Genomic DNA, 19,540 nt, shown 5'->3' on the forward strand with positions numbered 1-19,540 from the left:
AGGGGAGACTACAATGAAGCGTATGTTCACGGCGGCAGTTGCCGCAGCGGCACTTGGCCTGACCGGCATGGCCGCTCAGGCCGAAAGCCTGAAGATCGGATTCCTCGCCACGCTGTCCGGCCCGCCGGCCGCGCTTGGCGAGCACATGCGCGATGGCTTCCTGCTCGGCGTCAAGCAGGCCGGCGGCAAGCTCGGCGGCCTCGACACCGAGGTTCTGGTGGTTGACGACGAGCTGAAGCCGGATGCGGCTCTGACCAAGGTACGCGGCCTCATCGAGCGCGACCAGGTCGACATGCTGGCCGGTATCGTCTTCTCCAACGTGATGATGGCCGTCTACAAGCCGATCATCGATGCCGAGAAGATCTTTGTCGGCGGCAATGCGGGCCCCTCGCCGATCGCCGGCAAGGCCTGCTCGCCCTACTTCTTCACCACGTCCTACCAGAACGACCAGAACCACGAGGCGATGGGCAAGTATGCCGAGGATGCCGGCTACAAGCGCATGGTCATCATGGCGCCGAACTACCAGGCTGGTAAGGACTCGCTCGCCGGCTTCAAGCGCTACTTCAAGGGCGAAATCGTCGACGAGATGTACACGCAGCTCGGCCAGCTCGACTTCTCCTCGGAGCTGACCAAGATCGCCGCGGCCAAGCCGGACGCAGTGTTCGTCTTCATGCCGGGCGGCATGGGCGTGAACCTCGTCAAGCAGTATGCCCAGGCCGGCCTGTCCAGTCAGGTGCCGTTCCTGTCGGCCTTCACCGTCGACGAGACGACGCTGCCGGCGACCCAGGAAACCGCCCTCGGCCTGCTGTCCGGCGCGCAGTGGGCTCCGAACCTCGACAACGAGGCCAACAAGGCCTTCGTCGCGGCCTTCGAAGAGGAATATGGCTACGTTCCGTCCATCTACGCCTCGCAGGGCTATGACGCTGCGCGCCTGATCGACGGCGCCGTGAAGAAGGCCGGTGGCAAGGCCGACAAGGCCAAGCTCATGGCAGCCATGAAGGAAGCTCCGTTCGAGAGCGTTCGCGGCGACTTCAGCTTCAACACCAACCACTTCCCGATCCAGGACGTGTACGTGGTGAAGGCCGTGAAGCGCGAAGACGGCAAGTACGCCACCGAGACCGTCGAGAAGGTGTTCGACGACAAGATCGACGCCTATGTCGGCGAGTGCGGAATGAACTGATGCAGTTCCCCGCCGGGGCATGTGCACGCCCCGGCGGGTTTTTCGCCCGCCCCCATCCCACCGCAATGCTTGCGCAACCGACGAGGCCGGTCCGTTGAGCGCCACCCTTCTTGCCGTCCAGACGCTGAACGGCCTGCAACTCGGTATCCTGCTGTTCCTGATCGCTGCGGGCCTGACGTTGGTCTTCGGCGTCATGGATTTCATCAATCTGGCGCACGGCGTGCAGTACATGCTCGGAGCCTATCTCGCCGTCACCGGATACAGCCTCACCGGCACCTTCTGGGGTGCCCTGCTGTTCGGCATGCTTGGCGCACTCGTCGTCGGGCTGGTTCTCGAACTGCTGGTGTTCCGGCATCTTTACGACCGGGATCACCTTGACCAGGTGCTCGCGACCTTCGGCATCATCCTCTTCCTCAATGAGGCTGTCCGCACCATCTGGGGGTCCACCCCGCTGACCCTGCCGATGCCCGACTTGCTGAGCGGTTCCTTCGAGCTGATGGACGGCCTGCTCTATCCGGTCTACCGCATCGCCTTGATCGTTGCCGGTCTGGTCGTCGCCGCCGTGCTTTACCTCCTCGTCACCCGCACCCGCGCCGGCATGCTGGTGCGTGCCGGCGCCACCAACGCTCCGATGGTGGCCGCGCTCGGCGTCGATATCCGCCGCCTCTTCATGCTGGTCTTCGGCTTCGGCACGATGCTCGCGGGCTTTGCCGGCATCCTCGCCGCGCCGATCCTGGTCGTCGAGCCGGGCATGGGCGACAACCTCTTGATCCTCGCCTTCGTCGTGATCGTCATCGGCGGCATCGGCTCGATCCGCGGCGCCTTCATCGCAGCGCTGATCGTCGGGCTCGTCGACACGCTCGGTCGGGGCTTTGCCACCGATATCGCCAAGCTGGTGATGTCGCCGTCCGCCGCAAACGGCGTCGGCCCGGCCATCGCCTCGATGCTGATCTATCTCCTGATGGCTGCGGTGCTGTTCTTCCGGCCGACCGGCCTGTTCCCGGCGCGCGGAGGCTGAGCCGATGACCGCAAGTCCCGTCTCCACGACCGGCCCCGCGACCAGTTCCATGGTCCCTGTCCGGCGTCGTTCCCGCGAGACGCTGATCGCCGCCGTCGCGTTCATCCTGTTCGCCCTGCTGCCGCCGATGGCCAGCGCGTTGAACGACACGTTCTTCGTCTTCTTCGCCATTCGTGTGATGGTGTTTGCCATCGCCGCCGTCAGCCTGTCGCTGATACTCGGCTTCGGTGCGCTGGTCAGCTTCGGCCATGCCGCCTATCTCGGCCTTGGAGCTTACAGCGTGGGCATCCTCGCCGAGCACGGCTACTGGGACGTGACCGTCTCGCTTCCCGTTACGCTTCTCGTCTGCGGTCTGTTCGCTGCGATTACCGGCGCCATCAGCCTGAAGACGCGCGGCGTCTACTTCATCATGATCACCCTCGCCTTCGGACAGATGGCCTATTACACGGCAACCTCGCTGTCGGCCTATGGCGGCGACGACGGGCTGACCATCTGGGGCCGCACCGAGATCTTCGCCTCCTCCGTCCTCAGCGACCGGACGACGTTCTACTACGTGGTCCTCGGCATGCTGATTCTGAGCTATGTCATTGCGCGGGTCATCGTCGCCTCCCGCTTCGGCAGGGTGCTGCAGGGCGCCAAGCAGAGCGAGATGCGGCTTCGGGCCGTCGGTATCGATCCCTATTGGTATCGGCTGGTCGCATATGTGATCGCCGGGATGATGGCCGGCGTTGCCGGCGCGCTGCTTGCCAATGCGGCCGAATTCGTGTCCCCGGCCTACATGTCTTGGCACCGATCGGGCGAACTCATCGTCATGGTGGTCCTGGGTGGCCTCGGCTCGCTCGCAGGTTCCATCGTCGGAGCCGCAAGCTTCCTCGTGCTGGAGGAAGTGCTGGCGCATTTCACCGAGCACTGGCGGCTGATCTTCGGCCCCCTTCTCGTGCTGGTCGTGCTGTTCGGCAAGGGCGGCCTGACCGCAATGCTCGGCGGAGGACGCAAGAATGGCTGATCCGATCCTGCAGCTCCAGGACCTCACCAAGGCCTATGGCGCGCTCAAGGTCACCGACCACGTATCGCTCGACGTGCTGCCCGGCGAGATCCACGCGATCATCGGCCCGAACGGGGCCGGCAAGACCACGCTGATCGGCCAGATCTCTGGTTCGCTGCGCCCGGACGGCGGCAGCATCCGCTTCGCCGGCGAGAACGTGACCCACCTCCCGATGCATGCAAGAGCGCGCATCGGCCTGGCACGCTCCTTCCAGATCACCGAAATCCTGCCGGCCTTCACGGCCCGCGAGAACGTCGCGCTAGCGCTGCAGGCGAAACAGGGCCACTCGTTCCGCTTTCTGCGCAATGTCTCGCGCGACCGCGATCTCAACGACCGCGCCCTCGCCTGCCTCGCAGAACTCGGCCTTTCGCATCGCGCCGACTTGCCGGCCGGCATCCTGTCGCATGGCGAAAAACGCGCGCTGGAGCTCGCCATCGCCATGGCTTGCGAGCCGAAGCTGCTGCTTCTGGACGAACCGATGGCCGGCACGGGGCGTGAGGAGACCGACCGTCTGGTCGAGGTCCTCAGCCAATTGAAAGGCCGCTATGCGATGCTCCTTGTTGAGCACGACATGAGCGCAGTCTTCGCGCTTGCCGACCGCATCTCGGTCCTCGTTTACGGACAGATCATCGAGACCGGCACGCCGGACCAGATCCGCGCCAGCACCAAGGTGCGGGAAGCCTATCTCGGCGAGGAGGCCGCCTGATGAGCCATCTGCTGGAACTGGAGGGCATCGAGGCCGCCTATGGCGCAGCGAAAGTGCTGTTCGGCATGAGCTTTACCGTCGGCACCGGCGAAGTCGTGACTCTGATGGGTCGCAACGGCATGGGCAAGACGACGACCATCCGCACGCTGATGGGGATGATGTCCGCCAGCAGCGGTCGGATCCGCTTCGAGGGCACGGACGTAACGGGCGCGCCCTCCTACCGGATCGCGCAGTGCGGTCTCGGCCTAGTGCCCGAAGGTCGCCAGGTATTTCCGACACTGTCGGTGGAGGAAAACCTTGTTGCGACCTCCGCAAACCGGTTCGGCGCAACGCCGGGTTGGTCCCTGTCGCGGGTCTACGAGTTCTTTCCGCGTCTCAAGGAGCGCCGCTCCAACATGGGCAACCAGCTCTCCGGCGGCGAGCAGCAGATGCTCGCCATCGGCCGGGCGCTGATGACCAACCCGAAGCTCCTCATCCTCGACGAAGCGACGGAGGGCCTGGCCCCGCTGATCCGCGCCGAGATCTGGGCCTGCCTCAAGCGGCTCAAGGGCGACGGCCAGTCGATCCTCGTGGTCGACAAGAATGTCGAGGCGCTGGAAGTCCTGGCCGACAGGCATGTGGTGGTGGAAAAGGGCCAGGTCGCCTGGAGCGGCACGAGCGCCGAGCTGAAGGCCGACCCAACCATCCGCGAGCGCTATCTCAGCGTGTGAAAACTCCGATTTTCAGCCCATACGGGCGCACAATGCGCCCGATCCGGCACCCTTGCGCGCAACGCATGGCCGGATTGTCGGCCTGTCCAGCAATTTCCTTGCGTCGACGGTCCCGATCCCGTACCCCATCCTTCCGAACTAATAGTCATACGAACTGATCGAGGCGAGCATGCCGACTTACCGGTCCAGAACCACCACCCACGGACGCAACATGGCGGGCGCACGCGGCCTGTGGCGCGCCACAGGCATGAAGGACGGAGATTTCGGCAAACCGATCATTGCCGTGGTCAACTCCTTCACCCAGTTCGTGCCGGGTCATGTGCATCTGAAGGATCTCGGCCAGCTGGTCGCCCGCGAGATCGAGGCTGCCGGCGGCGTTGCCAAGGAGTTCAACACGATCGCCGTCGACGACGGTATCGCGATGGGCCATGACGGCATGCTCTACTCGCTGCCCTCGCGCGAGATCATCGCCGACAGCGTCGAATACATGGTCAACGCCCACTGCGCCGACGCCATGGTCTGCATCTCCAACTGCGACAAGATCACTCCCGGCATGCTGATGGCCGCAATGCGCCTCAATATCCCGGCCGTGTTCGTCTCGGGTGGCCCGATGGAAGCCGGCAAGGTGAAGCTGGCCGACGGGAAGGAGCGCCACCTCGACCTGGTCGATGCGATGGTCGCGGCGGCCGACGACAGCATGTCCGACGAAGACGTTCAGACCATCGAACGGTCCGCCTGCCCCACCTGCGGCTCCTGCTCCGGCATGTTCACCGCCAACTCGATGAACTGCCTCACCGAGGCGCTCGGCCTGTCGCTTCCCGGCAACGGCTCGACGCTCGCCACCCACGCGGACCGCAGGCGGCTGTTCGTCGAGGCCGGCCACCTGATCGTCGATGTCACCCGTCGCTATTACGAGCAGGACGACGACAGCGTGCTGCCCCGCTCGATCGCCAACCGTCAGGCGTTCCACAACGCCATGTCGCTGGACATCGCCATGGGCGGCTCGACCAACACCGTGCTGCACCTGCTGGCCGCGGCCCGCGAGGGCGAGATCGACTTCACGATGGCCGACATCGACAAGCTGTCGCGCAAGGTGCCGGTGCTGTGCAAGGTCGCCCCGTCGGTCTCGCATGTTCACATGGAAGACGTGCACCGGGCCGGCGGCATCATGGGCATTCTCGGTGAGCTTGACCGTGCCGGCCTGCTCGACACGTCCCTGCCCATGGTCCATTCGCCGAGCGTCGCCGACGCGCTGGATCGCTGGGACGTGAAGCGCACCACCAGCCAGAGCGTCCACGACTTCTTCCGCGCCGGACCGGCGGGCATCCCCAGCCAGACCGCCTTCTCGCAGGATTGCCGCTACGACAGCGTCGACACCGACCGCGAAAAGGGCGTGATCCGTGCGAAGGAGTATGCCTACTCCCAGGACGGCGGCCTTGCGGTTCTCTACGGCAACATCGCCCGTGACGGCTGCATCGTGAAGACGGCCGGCGTCGATGAATCCATTCTCAAGTTCACCGGCCGTGTCCGCATTTTCGAAAGCCAGGACAGCGCGGTCAGCGCCATCCTCACCGGCAAGATCGAAGCCGGCGACGTCGTGCTGATCCGCTATGAGGGCCCGCGCGGCGGTCCCGGCATGCAGGAAATGCTCTATCCGACGAGTTATCTGAAGTCGAAAGGTCTCGGCAAGAAGTGCGCCCTCGTTACCGATGGGCGCTTCTCCGGCGGCACCTCCGGCCTGTCCATCGGCCACGTTTCGCCCGAGGCGGCGGAAGGTGGAGAGATCGGCCTTGCGCAGGAGGGTGACACGCTCGAGATCGACATCCCGAACCGCACGATCCACCTTGTCGTCTCGGACGAGGAGATGGCGCGCCGGCGTGCGGAGATGGAAGCCAGGGGCGCAGATGCCTGGAAGCCGGGCGAGAAGCGCACGCGCAAGATCTCCACGGCCCTGAAGGCCTATGCGCTGCTTGCGACCTCGGCCGCAGAAGGCGCCGTGCGCCGCGTCGACTGAGCCACCAGCCGCAGAATACGAAAAACCGGCCGCCCATCGGGCGGCCGGTTTCATTTTGTGCGCATGAATACGGTGCCAACCATCTGAGGCACCCGCGCGTCAGCGCGGTGCACATTGCCTGCACCTGCGCATCAGCGCGGTGCCATGCGGATCGCGCCATCGAGACGGATGGTCTCGCCGTTGAGCATCGGATTTTCGCAGATCGCCGCGACGAGGTCCGCATATTCCGACGGACGGCCGAGGCGCGAGGGGAACGGCACCTGCTGGCCGAGCGAATCCTGCACTTCCTGCGAAAGGCCGAGCAGCATCGGCGTCTCGAAGATGCCCGGAGCGATGGTCATGACGCGAATGCCGGACTTCGACAGATCGCGGGCGATCGGCAGCGTCGAGGCGGCAACACCGCCTTTGGATGCGGCATAGGCGACCTGGCCGATCTGGCCGTCGAACGCTGCCACCGAAGCCGTGGAAACTATGACACCGCGCTCTCCGTCGGCCGTGACCGGATCAAGCTCCACCATCGCGGTGGACGAATGCGCAATGCAGCGGAAGGTACCGACCAGATTGACCGCGATCACCTTTTCGAACATGTCCAGCGGGTGCGGTTCGCCGCGCGACGTGGTCTTGGCCACCGGTGCGATACCCGCACAGTTGACGAGAATGCGCTCGACACCAAAATGCTCGCGAGCGGCCGCAAAGCCGGCCTTGACGCTGTCATTGTTGGTCACGTCGACCGCGACGAAAGCGCCACCGATCTCCTTGGCGATCGCCTCGCCCTGCTCCACATTCATGTCGAACAGCGTGACCTTCACGCCAGCGGCGGCAAGACGGCGGGCCGTCGCAGCGCCAAGACCCGACGCACCGCCCGTTACGACGGCGGCAATTCCTTCCCCAAGCTTCATGTTCACTCCCTGATTTTATCGAGGTGCAACGCACCTTCTGGACCGGATGGGTGAGCAACAGGTGGCAGGAAGCGGACGAGCGGTCAAGCATCTGCCGCCTATGACCTAACGTCATGCGAGAACGATGAGATCGGCTCTTTCGGACAGCCCGGGCACGACCTGGCAAGGGCGCATTTCCGGCCCGAAATCCGCCAAACCGCGAGCCACCGCAGCCGCATAGGTGGCAGCATCCGTCAGCACGGTGGTGCCCTGTTGCTTGTTGGCGTCCTCCAGTTTTGCCGCTCGGTTGACTGCATCTCCAATGACGGTGAACTCGAGCCTGCCGGCGGCGCCCACCACGCCGACCGTGACCGGGCCGGACGCAATGGCCGCCCCCGCCCGCAAGGCTTCAGGCCACCCCACAAGCGTCAGGTCCGGTGCCAGATCGGCGAAAACCCGCGGAAGTTCCAGGCCCGCCCGCACCGCATCCGCCGCCGCTGTCGGACTGGGCGCGACCGCACCAAACGTCGCCAAAACCCCGTCACCGAGAAACTTGTCGACCTCGCCTCCATGGCGAGAGATGACGCGAAGCACCGCTTCCTGGTATCGAGACAGGATCATCATCACCGTCTCGGGCGGCAAGGTGGCAGCGATACGCGTGAAGCCGCGGATGTCGACCATCATGACGGCAGCGTCCCGCAGCCTTCCCTGCCCCGCAGTCAGCGCTTCCTCGGCGCCAGTGATCGAACGGGCCACCTCCGGTGCAAAGAACCGTCTCAGGTCCTGAGCGGCCGCGTGGTCGCGCACTGCTTCGAAGAACATCCTGCGCCCGCGGTAGAGCGCGACGGAAAGACACAGGGTAACCCCGAGGATGACGATGACCTTGTCGAGTTCTGCGCCGATCAGGATCGCGTTCGAGGTCAGATACTCGACGTAGTTGCGAGTGATGGACATGGAACCCATGCCCTGGAGGACGGCATAGAGCACCAGCGTACCCCAGCCGAGCGCCCCGACGAGGCCGGTTATCAACACGAAGCGCGGCTCGAAGCGCAGCGCCCGCAGCGCGATGAACAGGAACAGATACATCAGCGTCGGCGCCTTCAGATAGAAGGTCGCCGGCTGCGCGTACTGGATATGGAACGAGAAGATCAGTCCGCACAAAAGAGCAACGTCGACGATGACCGAAATCACCAGATACCAGAACGGCAGGTCTATTCGGTAGGACAGCGCCACACGCAGGATCGTGAACAAGGAATAGGCGCCAAGAGCCAGTGGCACGAAGTTGAACCCGCCGCCCCCTTCCGCACGAGGCGCGAGCGAGTAAAGCACCGCAAAGAACAGCACCATGGCCAGCTGGATCCAGCCGATCAGACGCTCCGCCTCTGTTTCGCGCCGAGCGATTTCCAAGCGCACACGCGCGGGAACGCCGCTCGCGTGGTCACCTCTTTTGCCGGCTCGTGCCATCGCCCCTCCCCTCGCCAGGACGATCCTAACGCACAGGCGTTCTCGCAGCCTCGTCACTTTCCCTCGACGGGTCCGACCGTCTTGCGATCGTCACCTCGGCAAGGATGTCACCTTCGGCCTCACGGAACGACAACCATCCCCTCACGTCCGACAACAGCCCCGGGATGCCGGCGGGAGGCTTCTTCGCCGATAGCGTCGAGCGCATCGTCGGACCGCCTCGGATCATGGTGATGCAGAACCACTTGCGAGATCCCGGCCTCCAACCCCAGTTCGACACCCTTCTGCCAGGTGGAATGTCCCCAACCGGCATAACGAGCATATTCCTCGTCCGTATACATGGCGTCGTAAATCATCACGTCGGCGCCTTCCACGAAGCGCTGGACGGCCCGATCCACTTCGGCATTGCCATGCTCGTGATCGGTTATCACGCAGATCGATTTTCCCTCATGCGCAATCCGATAGCCCGTGGCGCCGCCCGGATGGTTGAGGGCAACCGTGGTCAAGCGTGCCGCCCCCTTGCGCTCGACCTCTCCACCGGCGCGGAAGTTGCGGAAAGTCACCGCCCGCAGCGTGTTGGCTGCCACGGGAAAGATCGGCGGCGACATGATGCGGCAGATGATGTCCATCAGCCCGGAACTGTCGGCGAAATGCCCGGCCCAGGCGTTGATGGAAAACCGGTCGTCATAGGCGGGCGTGAAGAACGGCAATCCGCAAATATGGTCGAGATGAGTATGGGTGAAGAAGAGGTCGTATTCTGCCGGCGGACGGGCGTGCAGTTCCATTCCCAGATTACGCGCGCCTGATCCGCAGTCGATCATAAAGATGTCATCACCGGCATGAACCTCGAAACACGTGGTCTCTCCGCCGTAGCGCAGTGTCGAGGGACCGGGCGTCGGCGTCGAGCCACGCACGCCCCACAGCTTCAGCGAAAGGGTCACAGAAAGGCCATCCCCGTCTTCACGCCCTGCCGCCCGCGGACTGGAGTGCAACGAGATCCTGCGTGGTACGATCCAGGCGTTTGGCGAGCGTGCGCATCACCTCTAGCGACATATCCGGGAACTCCTTGAGGAGACGGAGGAAATCATCCTTCGAGACAGTCAGGACGTCCATCTCCTTGGTAGCTACGACAGTGGCCGTCCGGGGAACGTCGCACAGGATCGCGATCTCGCCAACTATCGAATTCTCGCCCAGCCGCGCCACCGCGCGTTCGCCGTCCGGGGTGCTCACACGCACCTCGGCCTCACCGGCAAGGATGATGAAAGCAGAATCGCCCTCGTCTCCCTGATCGCAAAGGTGCTCGCCCGGCGTGAAGCGCGTCCGGTCGGAGATGAAGGCCAGGAGCCTTAGCTTGGTGGCGTCGATGCCCCGGAAAAGCGGCACACGCCGCAACGCATCGACTTCCGCATCAAGGGTCACATGTCCTCCTTCGGGAGCGCGGCCGGAACGGTACCGTACGCCTCCGCAGTCAGGTTGGGGACGGCCGTTATGGCGGGCAGTTGCATCATGAGGCAGCTTCCTCATCCACAACGCGTCCCTGGTTCATCACGATACTATGGTCGAACTCGCCCGCCACGATCAAATTGGGCGCGCCGAACAGCAGCATCCGCCCCTTGAGCGCCCGGCGGATGGAGGAGCGAAGCGCCTTGTCGTCGTCGCTGCCGCTGCTTCCCGTGTCATCGAGAATGGTGATCGGGGCGTTCTTCATCAATGCCCGCACCAACGCAACACGCCGGCGCTGACCGGTGGAAAGGCGCGAACCCGCGACACCGACATGGAAATCGAGACCGGCGCGCACGATCGGGCGGCGCAGTTCCATCTCGTCGACGATCGAGCGGATGAGCCCGTCGATTTTCTCGCGCGCATCGCGCCGGTCGACGCGCGGACGGCCGAACAGAAGATTGTCCTCGATCGACATCGGCGCGATGAAGCTGTCGCGGTCGAACACGACAAAGCGGCTCTGGTCGCCATTGAGGCGCTTATGGAAGGCCGCACGTGCCGCGACGATCTCCTCGCGCATGGCTTCGTCGAGAACGCCGAGGCGGTGACGCGCAGGAATGAGCTTGAAGGCCAGACCGATCAGCCGCTCCTTATCGGGGCCGCGCAGTTGCCCCTTCGAGGATTCGAGGCGAGAGATGCGCACGATCCTGTCGAATTCCGGCAACTCGTCGAGCGTGATGAAGGAGTAGTCGCCGAGCAGGCCGGAATCGTCGCTGACATTTGCGAACAGTTCGACCATCGTGCCGGCGATCTTCATGCCGATCTCGACAAGCCGATCCCGCAAGCCCGTCTCTTCAAGTGCCGCCGCGACATCAGGATCCGATGCCAGGGTATCGATGCCGAGGGTCGGGTCCACAGGCATCGCGAACAACAGGTTTTCGGCAAGACTGGCGGAATTGTTGAAGCGCTCTACATCCCAAAGCTCGACCATCGCCGCGAGGCGGCCGTCACCGGCAACCCTGTCTGCGAGTGCCCTGCGCACGGCAAGCACGCGGTCGGCGAACTCCGGATAGCGCGCCGGATCGATGGGCGACTGCAACCCCATCCGGAACACGTCGGCGGCAAGTCCGGTCATCTCGATCAATTCGAGCGCGCGCGCATCCAGAGCGTCGACCGTATCGACACCAGCAGCCTCGAAGTCTTCCCACTCCGCCTCGATATCGTATTCCGGGTTCTGCGTTGCTCGCGCCTCGGCCAGCCGGCGGACATGCCTTGCCTTGTCATCCCCTTCCCGCTCCGGAGGACGCAACGGCCGATGGCGGAGGCCATAGAGAATGTTGTCGCGTACGGTGCCGGTCCACACATGTACCGAAGGACCGACATAGGCGATCTGGCGGCCAAGCACCGCCTCGCTCAGATTGTCGAGATTGTGCCCGCCTATCTCCACCCGTCCGCTTGTCGCCCCCAGCAGACCGGCCGCAAGCTGGAGCACCTCGGAGCGGCCGGACCCATCCGGCCCAGCGACGGCCGCATGCGCACCGGCCTTCACTGCCAACGAGACATCGAACACTTCCTGCCCCGCGGCTCCACCGGAGAAGCTGACGCTGCGCATCACCAGATCGCCGGCCAACTGCGTATCGGCGGTCTCGTCCGTGAGACGCGCAACCGGATAAATGTCGGCAGGATCGAAATTCTCGACCACCGTCTGGTACTTCACCTCGACGTCCGCAACCATCTGGTAGTAGGCGAGAAGCTCTTTCCAAGGGCCAGCAAGATCCTTGTACGCGGCGATGACGGCCAGTAGCGCGCCGATCGACAGGTCACCTTCGATTACGAGCCAGCCACCGATCAGATAGAACAGGAACGGCGTCAACTGGTTCATGAAGTTGTTCAGAAACTTTATGAAATACTTCCAGTTGAAGATCTTGAAGCGGATCTGGTAGTTGGTATAGAGGCGCTCGGAAATATCCGCGGAATGCCAAGCAGATGCGTCGTTGGCATGAATTTCCGACACGCCGCCGATGCTCTCACCAATCTTGTCGGCGATCACCCGTACATTACGTACGCGCTGGCGCGACAGCAGAACGACCCGCTTCTGCAGCTTCGGGATGACATAGGCCTGCATCGGATAGGAGGAAATGGCTGCCAGCCCGAGCAGCGGATCCTGCATGAAGATGAAGCCGATCTGCACGGCCAGCATACCGCCCTGATAGGCGGGAAGCGCCACAGCCTCGCCGATGAAGCCGCCAACGTCCTCCACCTCCGATGTGATCATCGGGATGATCTCGCCGGAACTGACCTTCTTGAAGTGCGGCAGACGGAAACGCAGGACGCGCTGGAACAGCTCGAATCGCAGGCGGCGCAACATGCGCTCGCCGAGCCGGCCCTTATAGACGTTCAAGGCAAGCTTGATGCCGTTGGATAGAATCACCAGACCGAGAAAGGCCAGGCACAACACGACCAGGTAGGAAACCTGGTCGAACTCGAACCCATAGACCTCACGCGGGAAGTTTTCGCCCTGAATCGCGTCGTTGACGATGAGCTTCGGAAGCTCCAGCAGCACATAGGTGACCGGATAGGCGATCACCGTAATGAGCAGGATCGTCAGTTGCTGACGGGCGCTGTATCGCCAGATGAACTTGAAGAGGCTTTTTTCCATCGTCGGTCGCGTTATCGGGTCGCGGGCCTGTTCACCATCCGGCAGGTCTCTCGCGCGTATCATAACGCAGCTCGCCAAAACCGCTACAAGTAACGATAGCGCTCACACTTGCATCGACCGCAATCGGAAGATAGAGAAAGACTGACAATGGGGACGCGCGGCCATGCGCCAGTACCGACGCGCTGACCGAATGGGTAGGCATGACCAATAGCGCCCCGAAAGTGCTGATCTACAGCCATGATTCCTTCGGGCTCGGTCATCTGCGACGGTGCCGCACCATCGCGCATGCGCTGACTCGCCGCTTCTCCGACATGTCCGTGCTGATCCTGTCGGGATCTCCGATCATCGGCAGCTTCGAGTTTCGCTCGCGCGTCGACTTCGTGCGCATTCCCGGCGTGATCAAACTGCGCAATGGCGAATACACGCCGCTGTCGCTTTCGCTCAACATCGAGCATATCCTCGCGATCCGAACCTCGATCATCGAGCATACAGCCAAGGTTTTCGACCCTGACATTCTGATCGTCGACAAGGAGCCGCTCGGTCTGCGCGGCGAGATCCTCGGCACGCTGGAGATGCTCAAGGAGCGCGGCAACACGCGCCTGATCCTGGGTCTGCGCGACGTGATGGACGATCCGACCGTGCTGCGCGAGGAGTGGACACGCAAGAACGTCGATCCGGCATTGGAAAGCCTCTACGACGAAATCTGGGTCTACGGCCCGCCAGACCTGCACGACCCGCTGGCGGGAATGGGCCTTTCGGCCAATGTCCACGCGAAGGCGGTGAACACCGGCTATCTGCGCCGCGATGTGCCGGCCGATGCACGGATCACTGAGCCCCTGCCCTTCGACGACGAGCCCTATATCCTTGTCACGCCGGGCGGCGGCGGCGACGGTGTCGAAATGGTCGACTGGGTGATGCGCGCCTACGAATCCCGCGCACAACCGCTCTTCCCCGCCTTGATCGTCCTCGGCCCGTTCATGCCGGCACAGGCCGCAGCGGAGTTCCAGGCGCGGGCAGAATCGCTGCGCGACGTGCACATCCTGCGCTTCCTGCCGACCATCGAGCCCTACATGGCCGGTGCCAAGGCCATCGTCGGCATGGGCGGCTACAACACGTTCTGCGAGATCCTGTCCTTCGACAAGCCGACGCTCCTGGTGCCGCGCGTCGTTCCGCGCCGCGAGCAGTCGATCCGGGCCACAAGAGCCGAGACCATCGGTCTTTTGAAGGTGCTCCCTATCGACGCCTACCCGGACGTCGACAAGATGATCGACGCATTGGCGGAACTGCCTTGGCTCGCTCCGCCCTCCGCCGCCGGCATCGACAACCTGCTCGGCGGTCTCGACGTGATCGGCGACCGGGTGGAGCGCATCCTCGCGCAGCGTAGCGCCGCCGTCCGGGAACTTGCTTCCGCGCGCGCCTGACCGTCCGCGTTCATCCGCGTCGTTCAGGGCCGACCTTCACGCTTTCAGGACCTTCGCATCGCATGTCCCGTATCGCCGTTGTCGTAAAAGGGTATCCGCGTCTTTCGGAGACTTTCATCGCGCAGGAGATCCTCGGCCTGGAGCGCCGCGGGATCGGCCAGTTGATCGTCGCCCTGCGCCAGCCCTACGACCCTTTCATCCACGAAGTACACCGGCAGATCTCGGCCGAAGTGCTCTATCTGCCGGAATATGTGAAGGATGATCCTGCGCGCGTTGCCCGGGCAAAACGCTGGGCTGAACGGCAGCCGACCTACCGCGATGCCCACGCCCTGTTCATGGCCGACTTCGCCAGGGAACCGAATGCCAACCGCCAGCGCCGCTGGGCACAGGCCTGCGTCTTCGCGCATGAACTCCCCGGCGACGTCGCCTGGATCCACACCCACTACCTGCATACGCCCTGTTCGGTGGCGCGGTACGCGGCGCATCTGTCTGGGCGCGGCTGGTCGTTTTCCGCCCATGCCAAGGACATCTGGACCAGCGAGGAATGGGACCTGCGGGTGAAGCTCGACGATGCCGCCTGGGGCGTCACCTGCACCCGCGTCAATCTCGACCATCTCCGCTCGCTCTGCGCGCAGCCGGACAAGCTGGAACTTGTCTATCACGGGCTGGACTTCTCGCCTTTCCCCGGCCGCAAAGTCTGCGGCGAGGGCGATGGCAGGCAAGCCGGTCCGGTCCGCATTCTCTCCGTGGGTAGAGCCGTGGAGAAGAAGGGTTACGACGACCTTCTGGCGGCTCTGGCAGCCCTGCCCGAAGGGCTGGACTGGCATTTCGAGCATATCGGCGGCGGTGAGCAGGCGACCCGTCTGGCGGATCTCGCCAGCTCGCTCGGCATTTCCAGCCGCGTCACTTGGCATGGAGCACGACCGCGTGAGGACGTAATCGAAGCCACGCAGCGGGCAGATCTCTTCGTCCTCGCCTCGAAGGTGGCGAAGTCCGGCGACCGCGACGGCCTGCCCAACGTGCTGATGGAGGCCCAGGCGATGGGCCTGTGCTGCCTCGCCACCGATGTCTCGGCAATCCCCGAGCTCATTCGCAATGGAAAGACCGGTCTCCTGGTGCCGCCGGGGGATCGCGAGCGCTTGCGCGATGCGCTTGCCTCGCTCATAGCCGACCCGGCTCTGCGCGAGCAGCTTGGCAGAGCCGCCTCCGATGATGTCCGCACACGCTTTTCGACGGATCCGGGCCTCGACCGGTTGGCAGCGCGCTTCGCCCCCCACCTGAAGGAGCGGGCACGAGCCTCTTAAAGGTTCTCCAGGAGACCGGCATGCGCGTCGCCTTCACAGCTCCGATGAAGCCCCTCGACGATCCGGTGCCGTCCGGCGACCGAACCATGGGCAGGCTGATCGTCCAGGCGCTGGAAGCAGCGGACCACGAGGTGACGGTCGCAACACGGTTTCGGTCATGGAGGGCGACCGGCGGCATCGAGGTTCAACAGGAGGTGGAGCGGGCAGCGCTCGCGGAAGCAGAGGGTGTCCTGTCATCGTGGGAGGCGTCAGGCTACCGCCCCGACCTCTTCCTGACCTATCACCTCTATCACAAGGCCCCCGACTGGATCGGCCCGGCGATAGCTTCGCGGCTGGGCATCCCCTATGTCGTCGTCGAGGCCAGCCGCGCCCCCAAGCGCAAGACGGGCGAATGGGCCTATGGCTTTGCCGCGGCAGACGCCGCACTGGCGCGCGCCGATCTGGTTGCGGCCATGCACAGGGCAGACAGGGAATGCCTTGCCGCGGTCGTTTCCGCGGAGCGCCTTGCGGTCCTTGCCCCGTTTCTCGACGCAAGCCGATTCCTGCAGGCGTCCCGTATCCCGCGCCGGGAGGGTGAACCCATCCGACTGCTTGCCATCGGCATGATGCGCGAGGGAGCGAAGCTTGCCTCCTATCGCGTGCTCGCCGATGCGCTGGACCGATTGCCGAGCTCTTCCCGTTTCACCCTCACCGTTGCCGGAGACGGGCCTTGCAGGGCGGAGGTCGAGGCGCTGCTCGCCCATTATCCGGTCACCTTCACGGGCGCTGTTGCGGGAGACGATATTCCGACCCTTTGCGCCTCCCACGACCTCTTCGTCTGGCCGGCGATCCGCGAGGCATTCGGCCTCGTCTTCCTCGAGGCTCAGGCGGCCGGCCTTGCCATTGTAGGCGGCGACACGTTCGGCGTGCCCGATATCGTCGCCCATGGTGCAACCGGACTTCTGTCGAGTGAGGGCGACGCCGCAGCTTTCGCGCAAAACCTCGCGGCGCTTGTGTCGGATCCTGCTCGCGCGGCGGGCATGGGGCTTGCTGCCCGCGAACACATCCGCGAGCGGCACACGCTGTCGAGCGGTGCCGACAGTCTCCACGGGCTGCTGGGGCAAGCCTTGCGCAACTTCGCCCTGCGCGCTACCGCTTCGCCGCAATGACACGATCCGCCTTCATCCATGTCCAGCACCTGCTCGGGACCGGCCACGCCCTGCGTGCTGCCGCCATCGGCCGCGCGCTCGCAGCGCGCGGTATCTCGGTGACGCTCGCAACCGGGAACCGGCTTCCGCCGCTGCTCGACACCACGGGTATCGCGATCGTCGAACTACCGCCGGTGAGGGCACAGGACGCGCGCTTCAAAACCTTCCTGACACCGGAGGGGCACGAGATCGGCGAGGCGTGGAAGACGGCTCGTACCCAGGCCACTCTGGACGCCTTTCGGGATCGGCCGTTCGACCTGCTGCTCACTGAAACATGGCCGTTCGGACGGCGCCCCTTCGCGTTCGAGATGCAAAGTCTGGTCGACGCCGCCAGGGCGCAGTCCCGCCCGCCGCTCATCGCCTCCTCCATCCGCGATATCCTCGTGCGAAAGCAGGAGCTCTGGAAGGAGGAGGAGATGGCGGAGCGGGCGCTGGCCGCCTACGACCTGGTCCTCGTCCACTCCGACCCGTCCTTCATCCGGCTGGAGGACAGCTTTCCCTTCGCCGACCGCGTGTCGCATCTGCTGCGCTACACCGGCTTTGCGGAGACGGGCACGGGTGGCACAGAGGCCCCAGGCGACGACGGCAGCGACGAGGTCATTGTCTCCTGCGGCGGCGGCGCCGTCGGCATCGGACTGCTCAGGGCTGCCCTGAAAGCTCCCGCCCTTTCCCGTCTTGCCGGCGAGTGTCGCTGGCGGCTCCTCGCCGGCCATGACATCGACGAGGAGAGCTTTCTGGAGCTGTCCAGGCAGGCCGCAGAGAACATCATTGTCGAGCGGGCTCGGCGAGACTTTCCATCGCTGCTCGAGCGGGCCCGCCTTTCGATCAGCCAGGCGGGCTACAACACCGTTCTGGATATTTTACGGGCCGGCGTGCCCAGCGTGCTTGTGCCCTTCGCCCAGATCAAGGAAACGGAGCAGCAGCAGCGAGCGGATGCGCTGGTGCGCCATGGCCGCGCCGTTACTGTTCCGGAAAAGACGCTCACACCAGAGGCCCTTGCAAGAGCCGCCGACGATGCATTGAGCCTGCCGCGGCGCGATATCCCGGTTCGATTCGGCGGGGCGGAGACGGCTGCCGATATCATGGTGGATGCGCTGGAGGCCCGCCGATGAGAGAGGCCGGGCTTCGCGACTTTCGGGACGTTCTCGATCGGCATCTCGACTGGTTCGCCGAACGCGGCCACGCCGTGCCGGTCTGGTGGCGCGACGACGATGCGATCGAGCCCACCCCGGCGCTTGATCGGCTGCTGCATATCGCAAACACGCACGAGATCGAGGTCGCGCTCGCAGTGATCCCCGCGAATGCGACAGAGGCTCTTGCCAACCGGCTTTCCGGCGAGCGCTTCGCCTCGGTCGTTCAGCACGGATACGAGCACCGCAACTTCCAGGACAAGACGCGAGGAGAAAAGGCCGCGGAGTTCGGCCGCCGGCGCGATCCCGACGAGGCGCTTGCCGTTCTTGCCCGTGGCAACAAGCGCCTGGCCGAGTTGTTCGGCTCGCGCTTCGTGCCGGTCATGGTGCCGCCGTGGAACCGTATCGCGCCGCGCATCTCAGCCCGACTGACGGAAGCCGGGCTTGCAGGCCTGTCGACCTTCACACAGTTTCATCCGCGTGCGCTTGTACAGGTGCAGACGCATGTGGACATGATCAAGTGGAAGAAGGAGCGGCGCTTCATCGGCTGGCATTCGGCCAGCCTGCGCTTCGATTACCATCTGACGCGAAGACGCACGAACCCGGCCGAGCCGCTGGGCATCCTCTCCCATCACCTGGCGCAGAACGACGCCTGCTTCGAGTTTCTGGAGAGGACGTTCGAGATCTTGCGGGCGCATCCCGGCGCCCGCTTCGCCCGCATATCCGAGCTTCTGGACGCCGAGCGGATGGAGCGAGGCCTGTCGCCGGTCAGCCGGCCGCGGGCCTGAGCAGCCGCAGCCGCCAGGTGACGTTCTTCTTGTCGGAGGTCAGGCGGTAATCGTCGAGGACTTCCCAGTCCGGGCCGTCGGTCGCTTCCCACAGGCGAGCGATCAGGCGGTTGGCACCCGACTCAAGCCGCTTCGGCGAATACATCGAAATAGCGATCACGCCACCCGGCGCCAGGAACGGCACGTAGCGCGCTACCGCCGCTGCCGGATCGTCGGAGAAGTGCAGCACCTCGTTGAAGACGATGGCGGAGAAGGCCTCGCCCTGCTCCGGTGCGAACGTATGCAGGTCGCCGGCGCGCAACGATGCGATCTCCGGGTCCACATTGGCGATGCCGAGCGCGGCCGGCGCGAGATCGACGCCGACATAACGCTGGATGCCCATCGGCTGAAGGCGCTCATACAACAAGCCTTCGCCGCACCCGATGTCCAGCACCCGGTCGAGCGAGCCGTTGAGGGCGAGCCACATACCGATGATGCCGTAACGACCGCTTTCGGGCAGATCGCGAAGGAACGCCCAGCGCCCGCGCCGATATTCCTCGTCCCAGCCGTCGGCGGTCGATGCGTTCTTGGACATGCCTTGTCTTCCTATTCGCCGGCGT

Annotated in this window: 17 protein-coding genes; 11 read left to right on the plus strand and 6 right to left on the minus strand. The window is 64.4% G+C overall.

The window, feature by feature from the left end; translation table 11 throughout:
- Positions 1-13: 13 nt before the first annotated feature.
- The 6 genes from MNI96_RS18425 (at position 14) to ilvD (ending at position 6,673) form a co-directional block, all read left to right on the plus strand.
- Positions 14-1,180, plus strand: a complete 1,167-nt coding sequence (locus tag MNI96_RS18425; protein ID WP_502960358.1) for an ABC transporter substrate-binding protein — start codon at positions 14-16, stop codon at positions 1,178-1,180.
- A 94-nt stretch (positions 1,181-1,274) separates the two neighbouring features.
- Complete coding sequence (locus tag MNI96_RS18430) at positions 1,275-2,198, plus strand: branched-chain amino acid ABC transporter permease (RefSeq protein ID WP_249695549.1); 924 nt, start codon at positions 1,275-1,277, stop codon at positions 2,196-2,198.
- 4 nt (positions 2,199-2,202) lie between these two features.
- Positions 2,203-3,204 carry a branched-chain amino acid ABC transporter permease gene (locus MNI96_RS18435; RefSeq protein WP_249695551.1) on the plus strand — a complete coding sequence of 334 codons (1,002 nt, stop codon included), beginning with the start codon at positions 2,203-2,205 and terminating at the stop codon, positions 3,202-3,204.
- Entirely contained in the window at positions 3,197-3,949 is a 753-nt protein-coding gene (locus MNI96_RS18440) for an ABC transporter ATP-binding protein (protein WP_249695553.1), read from the plus strand. The genes MNI96_RS18435 and MNI96_RS18440 overlap by 8 nt, the downstream gene beginning before the upstream one ends.
- Positions 3,949-4,659, plus strand: a complete 711-nt coding sequence (locus MNI96_RS18445; protein ID WP_249695556.1) for an ABC transporter ATP-binding protein — start codon at positions 3,949-3,951, stop codon at positions 4,657-4,659. Before MNI96_RS18440 ends, MNI96_RS18445 begins: the two co-directional genes overlap by 1 nt.
- Positions 4,660-4,828: 169 nt before the next feature.
- The gene (gene ilvD, locus MNI96_RS18450) at positions 4,829-6,673 is read left to right on the plus strand and encodes a dihydroxy-acid dehydratase (RefSeq protein WP_249695558.1); all 1,845 of its coding nucleotides are present in this window, start codon (positions 4,829-4,831) and stop codon (positions 6,671-6,673) included.
- A 131-nt stretch (positions 6,674-6,804) separates the two neighbouring features.
- Here the strand turns inward: ilvD and MNI96_RS18455 are convergent, their stop codons facing one another.
- From MNI96_RS18455 to MNI96_RS18475, 5 genes are all read right to left on the minus strand, one after another.
- Positions 6,805-7,572: an SDR family NAD(P)-dependent oxidoreductase gene (locus MNI96_RS18455; protein ID WP_067341340.1), complete on the minus strand. Its 768-nt coding sequence runs from the start codon at positions 7,570-7,572 to the stop codon at positions 6,805-6,807.
- Between the two features lie 111 nt (positions 7,573-7,683).
- Positions 7,684-9,015 carry an adenylate/guanylate cyclase domain-containing protein gene (locus MNI96_RS18460; protein WP_249695560.1) on the minus strand — a complete coding sequence of 444 codons (1,332 nt, stop codon included), beginning with the start codon at positions 9,013-9,015 and terminating at the stop codon, positions 7,684-7,686.
- Positions 9,016-9,134: 119 nt separating this feature from the next.
- Positions 9,135-9,953, minus strand: a complete 819-nt coding sequence (locus MNI96_RS18465; RefSeq protein ID WP_249695562.1) for an MBL fold metallo-hydrolase — start codon at positions 9,951-9,953, stop codon at positions 9,135-9,137.
- A gap of 19 nt (positions 9,954-9,972) precedes the next feature.
- Positions 9,973-10,431, minus strand: a complete 459-nt coding sequence (locus tag MNI96_RS18470) for a cyclic nucleotide-binding domain-containing protein (RefSeq protein WP_249695563.1) — start codon at positions 10,429-10,431, stop codon at positions 9,973-9,975.
- An 85-nt stretch (positions 10,432-10,516) separates the two neighbouring features.
- Positions 10,517-13,111, minus strand: a complete 2,595-nt coding sequence (locus MNI96_RS18475; protein ID WP_249695565.1) for an ABC transporter ATP-binding protein — start codon at positions 13,109-13,111, stop codon at positions 10,517-10,519.
- A gap of 200 nt (positions 13,112-13,311) precedes the next feature.
- Between MNI96_RS18475 and MNI96_RS18480 the strand changes: the two genes are divergently transcribed.
- The 5 genes from MNI96_RS18480 (at position 13,312) to MNI96_RS18500 (ending at position 18,941) form a co-directional block, all read left to right on the plus strand.
- Complete coding sequence (locus MNI96_RS18480; RefSeq protein ID WP_249695567.1) at positions 13,312-14,532, plus strand: glycosyltransferase family protein; 1,221 nt, start codon at positions 13,312-13,314, stop codon at positions 14,530-14,532.
- A 62-nt stretch (positions 14,533-14,594) separates the two neighbouring features.
- A complete protein-coding gene (locus MNI96_RS18485) occupies positions 14,595-15,836 on the plus strand; it encodes a glycosyltransferase family 4 protein (RefSeq protein WP_249695569.1) in 1,242 nt (413 codons plus the stop codon).
- Between the two features lie 20 nt (positions 15,837-15,856).
- Positions 15,857-16,984 (plus strand): glycosyltransferase family 4 protein, encoded by a 1,128-nt coding sequence (locus MNI96_RS18490; RefSeq protein WP_249695571.1) that lies wholly within the window; start codon positions 15,857-15,859, stop codon positions 16,982-16,984.
- 98 nt (positions 16,985-17,082) lie between these two features.
- Positions 17,083-18,135, plus strand: a complete 1,053-nt coding sequence (locus MNI96_RS18495; protein WP_249695573.1) for a glycosyltransferase family protein — start codon at positions 17,083-17,085, stop codon at positions 18,133-18,135.
- Positions 18,132-18,941, plus strand: coding sequence for a polysaccharide deacetylase family protein (locus MNI96_RS18500; RefSeq protein WP_249695575.1), 810 nt, complete (start codon positions 18,132-18,134; stop codon positions 18,939-18,941). The genes MNI96_RS18495 and MNI96_RS18500 overlap by 4 nt, the downstream gene beginning before the upstream one ends.
- On the opposite strand, the gene MNI96_RS18505 is transcribed toward MNI96_RS18500, so the two are convergent.
- Positions 18,922-19,515 (minus strand): class I SAM-dependent methyltransferase, encoded by a 594-nt coding sequence (locus tag MNI96_RS18505; RefSeq protein ID WP_158195656.1) that lies wholly within the window; start codon positions 19,513-19,515, stop codon positions 18,922-18,924. The two genes, MNI96_RS18500 and MNI96_RS18505, sit on opposite strands and share 20 nt — an antisense overlap.
- Positions 19,516-19,540: the final 25 nt, after the last annotated feature.

It is taken from the genome of Stappia sp. WLB 29 (assembly GCF_023507705.1).
Taxonomy (GTDB): domain Bacteria; phylum Pseudomonadota; class Alphaproteobacteria; order Rhizobiales; family Stappiaceae; genus Stappia.

Bases quoted from the DNA above. Each gene is read 5' to 3' on its own strand.
- ilvD (WP_249695558.1), top strand. From the start codon at position 4,829: ATGCCGACTTACCGGTCCAGAACCACCACCCACGGACGCAACATGGCG.
- MNI96_RS18485 (WP_249695569.1), top strand. From the start codon at position 14,595: ATGTCCCGTATCGCCGTTGTCGTAAAAGGGTATCCGCGTCTTTCGGAG.
- MNI96_RS18490 (WP_249695571.1), top strand. From the start codon at position 15,857: ATGCGCGTCGCCTTCACAGCTCCGATGAAGCCCCTCGACGATCCGGTG.
- MNI96_RS18505 (WP_158195656.1), bottom strand. From the start codon at position 19,515: ATGTCCAAGAACGCATCGACCGCCGACGGCTGGGACGAGGAATATCGG.
- MNI96_RS18500 (WP_249695575.1), top strand. From the start codon at position 18,132: ATGAGAGAGGCCGGGCTTCGCGACTTTCGGGACGTTCTCGATCGGCAT.
- MNI96_RS18425 (WP_502960358.1), top strand. From the start codon at position 14: ATGAAGCGTATGTTCACGGCGGCAGTTGCCGCAGCGGCACTTGGCCTG.
- MNI96_RS18455 (WP_067341340.1), bottom strand. From the start codon at position 7,572: ATGAAGCTTGGGGAAGGAATTGCCGCCGTCGTAACGGGCGGTGCGTCG.
- MNI96_RS18480 (WP_249695567.1), top strand. From the start codon at position 13,312: ATGACCAATAGCGCCCCGAAAGTGCTGATCTACAGCCATGATTCCTTC.
- MNI96_RS18460 (WP_249695560.1), bottom strand. From the start codon at position 9,015: ATGGCACGAGCCGGCAAAAGAGGTGACCACGCGAGCGGCGTTCCCGCG.
- MNI96_RS18440 (WP_249695553.1), top strand. From the start codon at position 3,197: ATGGCTGATCCGATCCTGCAGCTCCAGGACCTCACCAAGGCCTATGGC.
- MNI96_RS18445 (WP_249695556.1), top strand. From the start codon at position 3,949: ATGAGCCATCTGCTGGAACTGGAGGGCATCGAGGCCGCCTATGGCGCA.
- MNI96_RS18475 (WP_249695565.1), bottom strand. From the start codon at position 13,111: ATGGAAAAAAGCCTCTTCAAGTTCATCTGGCGATACAGCGCCCGTCAG.
- MNI96_RS18435 (WP_249695551.1), top strand. From the start codon at position 2,203: ATGACCGCAAGTCCCGTCTCCACGACCGGCCCCGCGACCAGTTCCATG.